Origin of the sequence: Achromobacter sp. JUb104, from assembly GCF_024806975.1 — a bacterium.
In the GTDB taxonomy this organism is placed as follows: domain Bacteria; phylum Pseudomonadota; class Gammaproteobacteria; order Burkholderiales; family Burkholderiaceae_B; genus Achromobacter; species Achromobacter spanius.
The window spans coordinates 1528551-1541448 of record NZ_JANUEY010000002.1; the positions used below are offsets into that span (position 1 = coordinate 1528551).

Sequence of the window (12898 nt, forward strand, 5' to 3'; positions counted from 1 at the left end):
CTAACGCCAGGCGGGCCGCGCGCCCTTGCGGGCGCTGGGTGGCGCCAGGCTGGGCAGCCCGCGCGGCAAAAACTTTCCTTGGCCCGGCGCGCCGGCAAAGCGCTCGCCGTCCCACACGACCTGTCCGCGCAACAGGGTCATCGCGGGCCACGCCCGCAGCGTCATGCCCGCGTACGGCGTGTAGTCCACCGCGTGGTGCAGGTGTTCGTTGCTGAGCGTGAATTCGCGCTCGTCCCAGATCACCAAGTCGGCATCGCTGCCGATGGCCAGCGTGCCCTTTCGCGGGTACAGGCCATAGGCGCGCGCGGGCTGGGTGGCGGTCAGTTCCACAAAGCGGTTCAGGCTGATGCGCCCACCCAGCACGCCTTCCGAATACAGCAGCGGCATGCGCGTTTCGATGCCGGGGATGCCATTCGGAATATGGCGGAATGCCACCTCTTTGCCTCCGGGCGTCTTGCCGTCGTCGCCCGTCAGGTTGAAGGGCGAGTGGTCCGACGAGAACACCGTGAACAGGCCGTCCGCGAGCCCCTGCCAAATATCTTCCTGGCTGGATTTGTCGCGCGGCGGGGGGCTGCATACGCAGCGCGCGCCGACATAGCTATCGTCCGTGCCCAGGTCGGCGGCGGTCAGCAAAATGTATTGCGGGCAGGTTTCGGCATAGACATTCAGCCCCTTGGCGCGCGCCTCGCGGATCTGCGTAACCGCTTCGCCGCCCGAGATATGCACCAGCAGGATGGGCACGTCGATGAGTTCGGACAGGGCGATCGCGCGATGCGCCCCCTCGCGCTCCACCAAGGTCGGCCGCGACACCGCATGAAAGCGCGGCGCGGTGCGGCCCGAGGCTTCCAGCCTGCGCGTCAGCCAGGCAATGCAGTCCGAGTTCTCGGCATGGATCATCGCCATGCCGCCATGCGTGCGCGCCACGTCCAGCACGTCCAGGATCTGGCCGTCAGACAGCTTGAGCGCGTCGTAGGTCATGTACAGCTTGAACGAGGTGTAGCCGGCCTGGATCAGGCGCGGCAGTTCCTCGGCCAGCACGGCCGGCGTGGGGTCGGTCAGGATCAGGTGGAAGGCATAGTCCACACACGCGCGGCCTTCGGCGCGCTGGTGGTAGTCGTCAATGGCGGCCTGCACGGTGCCGCCCTTGCGCTGCGCCGCGAACGGGATCACGGTGGTCGTGCCACCGCAGGCGGCCGAGCGCGTGCCGGTAAAGAAGTCGTCCGCCAACTTCACGGGCGGCGCCATCGGTTGGTCCAGGTGGCAATGGGCGTCGATGCCGCCCGGCGTCACCACCCGCCCGGCCACGTCGATTTCGCACAGGCCCGGCGCCAGGCCGTGCCCGATCTGTACGATGCGCCCGTCCGATATCCCCAGATCCGCGCGACAAGTGTCGCCGGCGGTCGCCAGCACCGCGTCGCGCAGCACCAGATCAAAACCTTGCTTCGTCATATGCGTCAGCCCGTCTGATCCGCCCTTTCCACACCGCGAAAGCGCGGCCGGGATGGACATGTTGTGAGCGGATTCTAGTCTGAATACAAGAATGATTACTCTAGTGATTACCCTGAAATATACATTTCAACCGTAAATTGTTAACATTATTTCGGACTGCACCTTAAGCCGCGTCTCCAACGGCGGCGGCTGATCGGGTATCTTCACGTTCATCCGTCATGTTGCTAACAACATGAGCCCTACAAGCGGCAAGGCACCGCTCATTACCCACGGCGGCGATCCTGCCCTGGCATCTCACGCGCAAACCAAGAACGAGCCCATGGCATCAGACAAACGCGAAACTTCGGTCACCGGCATCTACGAACGCATCTACCGCGCCATCCTGGACAACCGCCTCAAGCCCGGCACCAAGCTGGTTGAAGAGCGCCTGGCCGAAATCTTCGAAGTCAGCCGGCCGCGCATCCGCGAGGTCCTTGCGCGCCTGGCTCACGAACAGATCGTCGAACTGTTCCCCCAGCGTGGCGCGTACGTGGCCAAGCCGTCCATCGAAAAGGCGCGCGACGTCTTTGAAGCGCGCAGGCTGATAGAGCCCGCCGTGGTGCGGCGCCTGACGCAGAACCTCACGCCCGAAAAGCTGGCGCGCCTGCGCGAGCACGTGGTCCTGGAACACGATGCCCGCAAGCGCGACGACAAGCGCGCCATCATCCGGCTGGCCGGGGAATTCCATATCCTGCTGAGCGAACTCGCGGGCAACGGCGAGCTGGCGCGCACCATGCGCGAACTGTCCACGCTGACCTGCCTGGTCATCTTCCTGTACAACCTGCCCACCGCCACCAGCTGCCGCGACGACGAGCACGAGCTCATCACCGAAGCCATCGCGGCCCGCGACGCCCAACGCGCCGAGGAACTGACGCTGCATCACCTGGAGCACATCGAACAAAGCGTGAAGCTGGAATCGGTGGAAGAGTCCGTGGACCTGGAAGAAGTCTTCAAGTTCTGACCCCCGTCCACAAAGCCGGCGAAAAAATAAGCCCCAGGTCGTAAAACCTGGGGCTTATCAATAGCCTGAATGCCGGCCGATAAGGGCCGGCCTTTTTACTTGCCGAGTACGCCAGCCTTAGAGTTTCAGCGTCACGGGCACGCCGGCCGCGGCCGAGCAGATCTGGGACAAGGCGTCGGGCAGTTGCGGGCCGCCCCGGGTGTCGTGCCAGTGTTGACCGTCGTAGCGGTAGTGGAAGCCGCCGCTGCGCGCGGCCACCCAGAGCTCCTGCATGGCGGCCTGGCTATTTACGACGACATGGGTGTTATCTTCGAAAACCATGGTCAGGACATTGCCGCTGCGGCTGGTTTCTACATCGACGTCGAGCGAAGCCGCCCAGTCATCGGCCTGGCTTTCGATGCTGTCCAGCACCTGGTCGATCAACGCAAGAAATTCGGTTTCGGTCATAATCGAGCCTGCAAGAATTACGGAGTTCCCAGTGTTCCAATTGGCATTCAGCCGCATGGCTCTTCGCATTGTAGCCACGCTTGTGGCCTCCGGCATGGTGGCGGCTTGCGGGTACAAGGGGCCTTTATATATGCCGACGCCTGACGGCAAGCCGCCGTCGAGCTCGCAGCCCGCGCCGCAAATTCCGCCAGCGCCCTCGATTCCATGACGTCAGCCTATCCCTTGCCGCCCGAGCTGGCCGGCCATCCTTATTTCCAGTACCGCAACAACGTACTGTACGCCGAGGATGTGCCGCTGGACCATCTGGCGCATGGGCTAGGCACCCCGCTGTACGTCTATTCCCGCGCGGCCCTCAAAGCCGCCTGGGAAACCTACCATAGCGCCATCGGGCAACGCCCCGTGCTGGTCTGCTACGGCATGAAGGCCAATTCCAATCTGGCGGTACTGAAGGAATTCGTGCGGCTGGGCGCGGGCTTTGACATCGTGTCCGGCGGCGAGCTCAAGCGCGCGCTGGCGGTGGGCGCCGACCCGTCCAAGATCGTGTTTTCCGGGGTGGGCAAGCAAGCCTGGGAAATGCGCGACGCGCTGGCGGCCAAGGTGAAGTGCTTCAACGTGGAGTCCGAAGCGGAACTTCACCGTCTGTCCGACGTTGCCGAAGCGCTTGGCGTGCGCGCCCCGGTGTCGCTGCGCGTGAACCCCGATGTGGACGCGCAGACGCACCCCTACATCTCCACCGGCCTGAAAGAAAACAAGTTTGGCATTGCCATCGAGTCGGCGCTGGACGCCTATCGCGTCGCGCGGTCCTTGCCGGGCCTGGATATCGTGGGCGTCGATTGCCATATCGGCTCGCAACTGACCGACATCAGTCCCTATTTCGATGCGCTGGAAAAGTTGCTGGACCTGATCGACGCCTTGGATCAGGACGGGATCCGCATCGCCCATCTGGACTTGGGCGGCGGCCTGGGCATCCGCTATACGGATGAAACACCCCCGTCACCCAAGGCGCTGCTGGACCGCGTGTTTGAACGCCTGAACGCGCGCGGACAGGGGCATCTGCACCTGGTGCTGGAGCCGGGCCGTTCGCTCGTCGGCAACGCAGGCGTGCTGCTGACCACGGTGCAATACCTGAAGCACGCCGAGGCGCGCAATTTCGCCATTGTCGACGCCGCCATGAACGACCTGCTGCGCCCCGCGCTGTACGAGGCCTACCACGGCGTGCAAGCGCTTCGCCCGCGCGCGGGCGATCAAGTGGAATACGACATCGTGGGCCCGGTGTGCGAAAGCGCCGACTGGCTGGCCAGGCAGCGCAAGCTGGCGATCAAGCCAGGCGATGTGCTGGCGGTGGAATCCGCGGGCGCCTACAGCATGGCGATGGCCAGCAACTACAACACGCGCGCCCGCGCCGCTGAAGTCATGGTGGATGGCGACCACTATCACGTGGTGCGCCAGCGCGAGACGCTGGACGATCTGCTCAAGGGCGAGTCCACGCTGCCTTGAGCCGGCGTCCGCCGTTCACCCCTTCACTTGAACTCGTGCGAGATCGAGGCGGGCTTGCCCGCCGCAACGGTCAATGTCATGCGGTGCTCGCCCGCCGACGCGTTGCGCACCGTCACCTGGTAGCGGCCCGGCGTCAGAGACAACTCGCGCAAGGGCGGGCTAACGCCGCGTGACCGGCCATTGATCAGCACTTCCCCCCACGGACGCACCGCCACGCGCACTGCGACAGGCGCTGCCTTGGGCGCGGCTTTGGGTGCTGCATCAGGCGGGGTTTCGGACGCTGTGGTGGGCGCTGCGGTCGTGGCGGGCGTCGGCGCGTTGTTGGAAGCCTCGGCAGCGGCAGCGGGCGCCGACGCGGGTGCGCCGCCACCGGTGTCGGAGTCAACGCGAGACGGCTCCGGGGCAGACGACGGCTGAGACGCAGACTCGGGTGCCGACTGAAGGTCGGTCGGCGGTGTGGGCTGAGGTGCGGGCTGAAGTTCAGGCCGAGCATCAGGCTCAGGTGTGGGCTCAGGTGTGGGCTGACGTTCTGGCTGGGCTTCGGATGGCGTTTGCGCGGCGGGCGCGGCTTCAGGAAGCTGCGGCGCCGGGATCGGTGCGGGAGTAGGCGCTGATGCCTGCGGCGTAGCGGCCAGTTGGACAGGTGCAGGCGACATCTGCATCCAGGCAACCCCGACTGCGGCCAGCAGCAACAAGCACGCCAGTATCCATGGCATGGCTCGTGGGCGGCGGCGAGGCGGATACTCCGGCGACGTCTGCGCCACCGGGTCGGCCTCGGCAAGCTTCGGCTCCTCATCAACAGGCAGGGCTATCGTCGGCGGGACGACAGGCAAGACCGTTGGCTCCCGCAGGGGCAACGCCCCCATCGCTGCCGCGAACGCGGCCACCGTCTGCGGCCGTGCATGCGCCGGCATCGCCAAACCGCTGTCCACCGCGTCGCAAAACGCCTTGTCGTATTCGTTCGCGCCCCATTCCTCCAGGGGCAGGCAATCATCGCGCACGCGACGCGCCAGCGCGCTGGGCGGCGCGCTGCCCGTTGCCAGGAAGTACGCCAGCGCCGCCAACCCGTACACGTCCGTCCACGGGCCACAGGGATACGCCGGATCATCCGTGTATTGCTCGAACGCCGCAAAGCCGGCATGGCGAGGCGCGTCCTCGGCATCCGGCGCAGGCTGCACCGGCGGCGTGGCCAGCATGGCCTGGCCCGATGCGTCGAGGCCGACGCTGTTCAGGGCGCACCGGTCTGCGGCGACCCCGTCTGAGGCGCCCCCATCAAACCCGACCGCGGCCGGATGAATACCGCCATGCACCCGGCCTTGCGCATGCAGCGGCGCCAGCGACGCGGCCAAGCCGGCAACAATGCGCGTGATCTCGTTCTGGCGCTTGCGGCCCGGCGGCAAGCGCATCAGATCTTCCAGGCGCGGGTCGACAGGCAGGACGGGAATACCGGCCCCGCCCGAGTCGGGCGGCATGATGGAAGCGGGTGTCATGCGCGGTCCTCCGGGGTCGATCGGGCTCATGGCCGCCACGTCGGCAGCGACGAGAACAGTCTGGCGAACAAGGTGGCGTTCAGCGCACCGCCATGCACATAGGTTTGCAACGCCGCGCCGTCCGCCTGGTTGGTCCACCAATAGCTGGTGTGCGAACTGGGGTTGAAGCAGAAAGGCAAGTCGGGCCACGCATTCAAGGCGCGGCGCGCCAAGGGTGCCGATTCCTGCTCAAGCCCCGCGCGCAAGATGTCCATGATGTCGTTGCCCGCGCGCGGCGCGACCGGGCTTGGCGAGGCGGCAGGCATGCGTACCTGCTGCAGGCTGCGGTCAAACTGCTCCGGCGCGCAGCCATGGCGCACGGCCGCCAGCATGCTGGCGCCCACTTGACGGTAGTAGTCGCTGGCGCCGTCCAGCATGCTGCTGTGATATTGCGCGGGCGGCAGCGCCACCACCACGCACAAGGGATAGCCGCGCCCCACGCGATCGCGGCTTGGCGTGATGCAGCCCAGTTGCGCCACGCCGGCGCCGGGCCCTGCCGGAATGGCGAAATTCCAGATTGGTGCCGACGCAAAGCTGCGCGCCGCCGTGGCGTCCGGCGCCTGCTTCAGCGCCACCAGCCCGAACTGCAACCAGTGGTCCCACCACGCGATCAGTTCACGCGGTAAACGCCGGTGCACGAAGTCCCCCGCGGCCGGGATCTTGCCGTACCAGCCTACCTGCCCGCTCTCCACTCCTAGGTCCATGTCGATGTCCTGGTCACGACGCGCCGGGGCAGGCAAAAGCCTGCATCTCGGCTAGATGAAAAGGGCTTTTGACGCTGCTGGCGGTGATCTCCAGCACCACCTTGCGCCCACCCAGATCGAAGGTGGCCAAGGTGATCTCCGGCGACGCGCCACGCCGCAACTGCGCGCGGTCCAGCATGCGGTTCAGCGCCCAGGGGCCCGAGGTCGTCATGCCTGCCGCGCCGACTTGCGGCGTCAACTCGATCCGCACCTGGTTGCTGCCCCGAGGCCCCGGCCATTGCACCGTGGTCGCCACCTGCGGGCCATGCGCGTAACGCACCGACTGGCCGTCCACGTCCATCACGAACTGCGTGATGCCCGCGTCCATCTCCACCGGCCGGATGGCCACGCGATACGACGGCAGCGGGTTACCCGCCATGAAATACACATCGCGGATGACGCCCGCGCGCTGGAACGCATCCAACGTGGCCGAGCTGCCGCCTTGCCGGCCATCGACACCGGGCTTGAAACGCCAGCGCGACCCGGACACGTCGATCTGCGTCGCCAGGTTCTTCTGAAAGAAGTCGTCCATCAAGCCGTTGGGCGCGAACAGCCGCGCCATGTCGTTGGGGGCCACGTCGCGCGTGGAGCGGCTGGAAAACGGATAGCGCCCCGCCACCGACTGGCCGCAGAACACGCCGATGGTGGCGGACACCGTCTCGCCCATGCGTGCGCGCGCCACATCGGACACTTCGCCTGACGCATTCACCGACAAAGCATTGAGCACATCGCGCAAGGGTCCTGGCAAGCGTCCGGCTTCCGCGCGCAGCTTGGTCACCGAATCCGAACTGGGGGTTGGGCTGCCGCTGCGCAACGCCGCATCCGCCGCCGTCAGATAGGTGTAGAGCTCATTGATCAGGCCCGTGGTGGCGGCGATGGGTGGCGCGGCGCCCCCGGCTCCGCCTTCGCCCTGGGCCAGCCGGCGATACGGCTCGAAGTACTGATCCACAATGCGTTCCAGCTTGTCATCCGACGCATCCGCGCGCGCGGCGGCGCCCGGCCCCGTCGGCCCGAACATCTGCTCCAAGGCTTCACGCGTGCTGCTGACACGGTCGCGCGCCTGATCCACCAGCGATCGATCATCCTTGGCCGAGTCGCGCAGCAAGGATGTTTCGCGCGCGACACCGCGCACCAGTTGCACCAGCGGTGATTCCGGCGCGGACAGCGTGCGCGCCATCTGGATGTTCTGCAGCAAGGACTTGCTGGGCGCCAACTGCAAGTCATTCAGATAGGCGTCCCACTGCGCCACATAATCATTCATGTACAGGCGCTTGATGCCCGCCACCAGTTGGCGTTGCGCGGCCTGGTCCAGCACGCCCGGCGCGGGAATGTTCAAGATCCACGCATCGTCCGACCGCAGCACCTCGGCCACGCTGGACATGCGCTTGTTGAACACATCCCAATAGCCACGATAGCTATACAGCGGCGGAATGCCCTGGCTTAACGGCTTGCCGCTCTTGCGCACGAACACGGCGCTGGCCTGCGCGCCGCCCAACGTCACCACCGTGTTTTCAGGAGCGATATCGGTATTGGCTAGCGTCCGGCGCAAGCGGCTGTAGGCGCGTTGCGCCAGCGTGTAGCGCGCCAGTTTCTCGCGCGCCTGCGCCACCAGCGCCTCGTCCTTCGGGAAAGGCGAGGCCAGCACGTGACCCTGCGTCAGGTTGCGCAAGTGCAGCGACAACTGCTCGTACTGGCGGCGCGTGTAGCCGTCCGGCAACGTCGATTGCATGTCCGACAGCAGCCACGCATGCATGAACTCCGCGTCGTAGCGGTCGGCCTCGTAAAGCATCAGATACGCGCGCAACGCTTCGTAGGAATACTCCAGATCGCTGGCCGACGCATCCCGCAGCGCGGCCTCGATGCGCCGCGCTACTTGCGGCAACAGCACCTGATCCAGCGTGTTGTCGTACACCCCCTGCGCGGCGGCTTGCAGCTTGAAACCCTGATACAGCCCGAAGCGGTAGGCAAGCGGCGGCTGGTCGATTTCAAAGCTCTCGTGGCGCGGCAGGTACCAAAGGCTGTCCAGGAAGGGCATCAGGCCCAGCACATCGCCCGTGCGCGTGATCTTGATGTCGCGCGTCAGCTTTTCCACCGCCGGTACGCGGCGCGCCACTTCCTCCACATACCCCGAGTTGTTGCGGTAGCTCAGCGCCCAGCCTGCAATCAACGCCACGAACATCGCCGTGACGACGCCATAGCCCGCCCAATGCAGTTGTCGATAACGACGTTCCCAACGCAGGTTACGGCCCGCCAGGCCCGCCTCGCGAAAGATGACATCGCGCAGCAGATTCTTCAGGAAGTAGCTGCGGCCCTCGCCTTCTCCCGGCACGCTGGACGCGGGCGCGGCCGCGCCATCGATGCGCAGATAGCGCTTCAGATGCCCGGTTACCTGATCGAAGGTCTCGCCGCCCTGCGTGCCGCTGGTGAAGTACACGCCCCGCGGGATAACGCGCGCTTCGAATTTCGACGTTGCAAACACATCGCTCAGGAAATGGCCCAGGATGTTCTGCAACCCGGCGAACTGCTGCGGCAGCATATAGGCCAGCGCGCGCCGCGACGGGTCTTCCTCGGCGGCCACCACTTCCGGCAGCGCGTCGTCCAGCCGCCGTTGCAGCAGCGCGTACTCGGCATGAAAGGCCGCGTATAGATCGAAATCGGGCTCCTGCGTGCGCGCATAGGGCAAGGTGAAGCCCCACACCTGCGCCAGCTCGTCGCGGCTGAACGACGCGAAATACTCTTCGAAGCCGGACAGCAGATCCGTCTTCGTCACCAGCACGTACACCGGAAACGCGATGCCCAGTTGCTCGCGCAGTTCCTGCAAGCGACGCCGCAACACCGCCGCATGCTGCGCCCTTTGCGCGTCGGACGCCGACAGCAGGTCTTCAACACTGACCGTCAACATGGCCCCGTTGATCGGCTGCCGGCCCCGGTACTTCGTCAGCAGGCGCAGAAAGCCGCGCCACTCTTCCTCGTCCCCCGTCGGATCGCTTTCATGCGTGGTGTAGCGCCCCGCCGTATCCAGCAGCACGGCGTCGTCGGTGAACCACCAATCGCAATTACGCGTGCCGCCCACGCCGCGCAGGGCCACCTTGCCGTAGCGCTCGGCCAAGGGGAAGTTCAAGCCCGAATTCACCAGGGCCGTGGTCTTGCCTGCCCCCGGCGCGCCGATGATCACGTACCAGGGCAGTTGGTACAGGTACTGTTTCGAAAACCGATCCAGCGGACGGCGCTTGCCGCGATTCTCGAAGCGCGTCTTGCGCAGCAGTTCAACGGCTTCATCAAAGCGCGCTTCCAACTGACGGATCTCGTCGTTCTCGGCAGCCTCCTCCACCGCTTTCTCGGCGCGCGGCCGGGGACGCAACTGGCCCAGCAATTGCGCGTTCAAGCGCCCTTCGCGCCACTTGCGCCACAGCCACCGCAGCAGCCATATCGCGAACATCGCCACGATCACGATGATGCGAACCACCTGGCTTTCCAGCGGCCGTACAGTCCCCACCGCAATCAGCGGCCCCGCAATCCAGATCAGCAGCGCCAGCGCCACCAGCCCCAGGAAATTCCATACGCGCCGGCTGAAGAACCATCCGAACAATCGATAGATCATTCTTGGCCCCCTTGTGCGCCGCCCTCATGCGGGGCGGGCGGCACCAGCACCGTGATTTCCACGCGGCGGTTCAGCGCACGGCCTGCCGCCGTATCGTTGGGCGCGACCGGGTCGGCGTCTCCGCGCCCTTCGGCCCGCACGCGCGCCGACTGTCCCAGGCGTTGTTCCAGCATGTCCTTGACGGCGTCGGCGCGGGCTTGCGACAGATGCCAGTTGGACGGAAAGCGCGCGCTGCGCATCGGTATGTTGTCGGTGTAGCCGCGCACAAGAATGTTGCCCTGCGTCTCGCGCAGCGCGTCCGCCACGCGCGACAGCACCGGCAAGTACTGATCACGAACCGAACTCGCGCCGGACTCGAACACGCCGTCTCCGCGCAGCACCACCACGCTGCGGTCGACTTCGTCGCGCACGCTGACCAACTGGTCGCGGATCTCGGGGGCCAGGAACACCGCCAGGCGCGGCGTGGGCGCGGGCCGCTTCACCGCCACCGGCGCAATCTGCACCACGGGCGGCTTAAGCTGGCTGATGGATGCAAACACCCCGTCCGACTGGCTACCCAGCCGCCAGCCCAGCCCCCAGTACAAGGCCAGCGCCAGCACGGCGGCCAGCGCACCAAAGACCCACAGCGGCACCGGCAAGCGGCGCAACGGCGTCTGCGCGGGCTCGTCGCGCCAATGCGGCGACAAGGCCAGCGCGTACTCGCCGCGCGCACCACGCAGAATCCGCAGCAAACGCTGGCGCAGCGTTTCCAGTTGCGAACGGCCGTTGTCCATCACGCGGTAGCGGCCTTCAAAGCCCAGCAGCAGGCAGTAGTACAGCAGCTCCAGCAAGTCCAGATGTTGCGCCGGGTTCTGCGACAGCTTGGCCAGCAGTTGGAAGAATTTTTCACCGCCCCAGGTCTCGTTATGGAAGGTCACCAGCAGGCTATGCGCCGACCACACGCCGCCCCCGCCCCACGGCGTTAGCGCCGCGGCTTCGTCCAGCGCCGTGCACAGGCAATAGCGCGCGCCCAGAATGGTTTCGTTCGATATGCCCGCCTGCTGCGCGCGCAGCTCAAACTGGCGCACCTCGTCCAGCAAGTGCTCGCGCAGCATCGCGGGCGACGGATGCGCCGCCGTTGCGCGGATCTGTGGAATCAGGTCCAGCAAGGGGTTGGCCGCCGCCACCAGCGGGTTGGTGCCGCTGATGACGTAGTCGTGGGGCCGCAACCGGCTGGAAGCCTGGCCAGGGCTGTCGCCCAAGCCACCGGGCGGTGCGGACAGGGTGTGATCCGATGCATGCATAGCTGTCTCCGCGTTCAATCCCGCAACGCCCAGAACTCCATCGTCAGCCCGGGAAAGTCGCCGGCCAGATGCAGCGCAAGCGCGCCGGTGCGCTCCAACTGCTTCCAGAAGTCGCCGCTTTTATCCAGTTCGAAATACACGTGCCCCGCGCTGTAAGGGATCTGGCGCGGCGCCACCGGCAACGCGCGCACCGCCACGCCGGGTAGCTGCAAGTGCACCAGATCGCGAATACGTTCAACCGGGCCGATCTTGACCTGCGCGGGAAAGCGCGCGCGCACGGTATCGGTACCCATGTCCGCATGCACCGCCAGCACGAAGCCGGCGGTTTGCAGCAGTTCGGGGTCCGTGATCTGCGCCACCCGCACGCCCTGGCCCCGGTCTTGCAGCGGGATCTGCAACGCGCGCTGCTCCAGCACCGCCGACAGCGAACGGCGCAGCTCGTGCATCAGCGGTGCGAAGGTGGCTTGAAGATCGTCGTGCGCGTACTCGGGCAATACTTCCGGACGCCGTGTGGTGGACGTGAACGTGGACAAATCGCACGCCAGCATCAGCCAGTCGTGGAACAGGCGTTCGGGGTGCAGCGCGGCGCTCTGGCGCGCATGCCACAGCGCGCCCACGTAACGGTTGACGGTTTCCAGCAGCATGAAGTCGGACACTTCGGATACGCCGCCGCGCCCCGGCTGCGACAAACGCTCGGCCAACGCCTCGCTGCGCGCACCCAGCAGGCCGTAGAGCTCGTTGACCCACCCCCGCAGCACCGGGTGCTCCCCCGCCGCCAGCCACGGCGACACGTAGGCGTCGTCCAGCACCACGCGGTTGTCCTGACGACGCTCCACCACGCGCGCCACGCCCAGGCCCAGCCAGTCGTCGGTCAATTCGTCTTCCAGCATCAGACGCAGCCGCAGACGGCCCAGTTGCAGCAGGGCGGGTTCCAGCCCCATCGAGCCGGTGTCTTCCACCTCGGCCTCGTGCACCAGATAGCGCGCCAAGGTGTCCTCTTCGCCTTCGTAGATCACGTCGGTTGCACCGGGACGTGCACGCGGAATCGCCAGCATGACGCGCGTGTCGCGTGCCTGCGGCGGCACCTCCAGCGCGGCGGGCGCGGCGGCGGGGTCAGAAAAGTCGAACGGCGTGCCGTCGGGCATGACGCCCGTGGCTTCAGTCAGCACCAGCTTGCCGATCGCCAGAGCATCTCGGTCCAAGGACAGATGGGAAAATCCCCAGAAGAACCCTTGCGCCGCCGCGCGCTGCCGCGTCGCCGCGTGCAGCACATGCCGCTCAAGCTGCTGGAAATGCTGGGGCCGCAGGAACATACCCTCCGACCAAATCACTTTGTCTCTGCTCACCAT

The 12898-nt window shown here is 66.2% G+C and carries 10 protein-coding genes; 3 read left to right on the top strand and 7 right to left on the bottom strand.

All coding sequences use genetic code 11. The features are described from left to right. Positions 1-1449, bottom strand: a complete 1449-nt coding sequence (gene hydA / locus M2361_RS18780; RefSeq protein ID WP_259251148.1) for a dihydropyrimidinase — start codon at positions 1447-1449, stop codon at positions 1-3. Positions 1450-1768: 319 nt separating this feature from the next. Here hydA and M2361_RS18785 point away from each other — a divergent pair, with 319 nt between their 5' ends. Further along, positions 1769-2449, top strand: a complete 681-nt coding sequence (locus M2361_RS18785; RefSeq protein WP_259251149.1) for a GntR family transcriptional regulator — start codon at positions 1769-1771, stop codon at positions 2447-2449. Between the two features lie 117 nt (positions 2450-2566). Here the strand turns inward: M2361_RS18785 and cyaY are convergent, their stop codons facing one another. Next, a complete protein-coding gene (cyaY, locus tag M2361_RS18790) occupies positions 2567-2896 on the bottom strand; it encodes an iron donor protein CyaY (RefSeq protein ID WP_100853770.1) in 330 nt (109 codons plus the stop codon). Between the two features lie 55 nt (positions 2897-2951). Between cyaY and M2361_RS18795 the strand changes: the two genes are divergently transcribed. Together M2361_RS18795 and lysA are read left to right on the top strand one after the other, a co-directional pair. Beyond that, positions 2952-3104 (top strand): LPS translocon maturation chaperone LptM, encoded by a 153-nt coding sequence (locus M2361_RS18795; RefSeq protein WP_259251151.1) that lies wholly within the window; start codon positions 2952-2954, stop codon positions 3102-3104. After that, positions 3101-4393: a diaminopimelate decarboxylase gene (gene lysA, locus M2361_RS18800; protein WP_259251152.1), complete on the top strand. Its 1293-nt coding sequence runs from the start codon at positions 3101-3103 to the stop codon at positions 4391-4393. Before M2361_RS18795 ends, lysA begins: the two co-directional genes overlap by 4 nt. A gap of 23 nt (positions 4394-4416) precedes the next feature. Here lysA and M2361_RS18805 read toward each other — a convergent pair whose 3' ends face one another. The 5 genes from M2361_RS18805 to tssK are packed head-to-tail and all read right to left on the bottom strand — an operon-like array spanning position 4417 to position 12898. Continuing rightward, positions 4417-5883, bottom strand: a complete 1467-nt coding sequence (locus tag M2361_RS18805) for a hypothetical protein (protein WP_259251153.1) — start codon at positions 5881-5883, stop codon at positions 4417-4419. A 26-nt stretch (positions 5884-5909) separates the two neighbouring features. Next, positions 5910-6626: a type VI secretion system-associated protein TagF gene (gene tagF, locus M2361_RS18810; RefSeq protein ID WP_259251154.1), complete on the bottom strand. Its 717-nt coding sequence runs from the start codon at positions 6624-6626 to the stop codon at positions 5910-5912. A gap of 13 nt (positions 6627-6639) precedes the next feature. Then, complete coding sequence (gene tssM / locus M2361_RS18815; RefSeq protein ID WP_259251155.1) at positions 6640-10266, bottom strand: type VI secretion system membrane subunit TssM; 3627 nt, start codon at positions 10264-10266, stop codon at positions 6640-6642. Then, on the bottom strand, positions 10263-11549 hold the full coding sequence (locus M2361_RS18820; RefSeq protein WP_259251156.1) for a DotU family type VI secretion system protein: 1287 nt from the start codon (positions 11547-11549) through the stop codon (positions 10263-10265). Before M2361_RS18820 ends, tssM begins: the two co-directional genes overlap by 4 nt. 14 nt (positions 11550-11563) lie before the next feature. Continuing rightward, positions 11564-12898, bottom strand: coding sequence for a type VI secretion system baseplate subunit TssK (tssK, locus tag M2361_RS18825; protein ID WP_259251157.1), 1335 nt, complete (start codon positions 12896-12898; stop codon positions 11564-11566).

Bases quoted from the DNA above. Each gene is read 5' to 3' on its own strand.
- hydA (WP_259251148.1), bottom strand. From the start codon at position 1,449: ATGACGAAGCAAGGTTTTGATCTGGTGCTGCGCGACGCGGTGCTGGCG.
- tssK (WP_259251157.1), bottom strand. From the start codon at position 12,898: ATGGTGAGCAGAGACAAAGTGATTTGGTCGGAGGGTATGTTCCTGCGG.
- cyaY (WP_100853770.1), bottom strand. From the start codon at position 2,896: ATGACCGAAACCGAATTTCTTGCGTTGATCGACCAGGTGCTGGACAGC.
- M2361_RS18805 (WP_259251153.1), bottom strand. From the start codon at position 5,883: ATGACACCCGCTTCCATCATGCCGCCCGACTCGGGCGGGGCCGGTATT.
- M2361_RS18785 (WP_259251149.1), top strand. From the start codon at position 1,769: ATGGCATCAGACAAACGCGAAACTTCGGTCACCGGCATCTACGAACGC.
- tagF (WP_259251154.1), bottom strand. From the start codon at position 6,626: ATGGACCTAGGAGTGGAGAGCGGGCAGGTAGGCTGGTACGGCAAGATC.
- lysA (WP_259251152.1), top strand. From the start codon at position 3,101: ATGACGTCAGCCTATCCCTTGCCGCCCGAGCTGGCCGGCCATCCTTAT.
- M2361_RS18795 (WP_259251151.1), top strand. From the start codon at position 2,952: ATGGCTCTTCGCATTGTAGCCACGCTTGTGGCCTCCGGCATGGTGGCG.
- M2361_RS18820 (WP_259251156.1), bottom strand. From the start codon at position 11,549: ATGCATGCATCGGATCACACCCTGTCCGCACCGCCCGGTGGCTTGGGC.
- tssM (WP_259251155.1), bottom strand. From the start codon at position 10,266: ATGATCTATCGATTGTTCGGATGGTTCTTCAGCCGGCGCGTATGGAAT.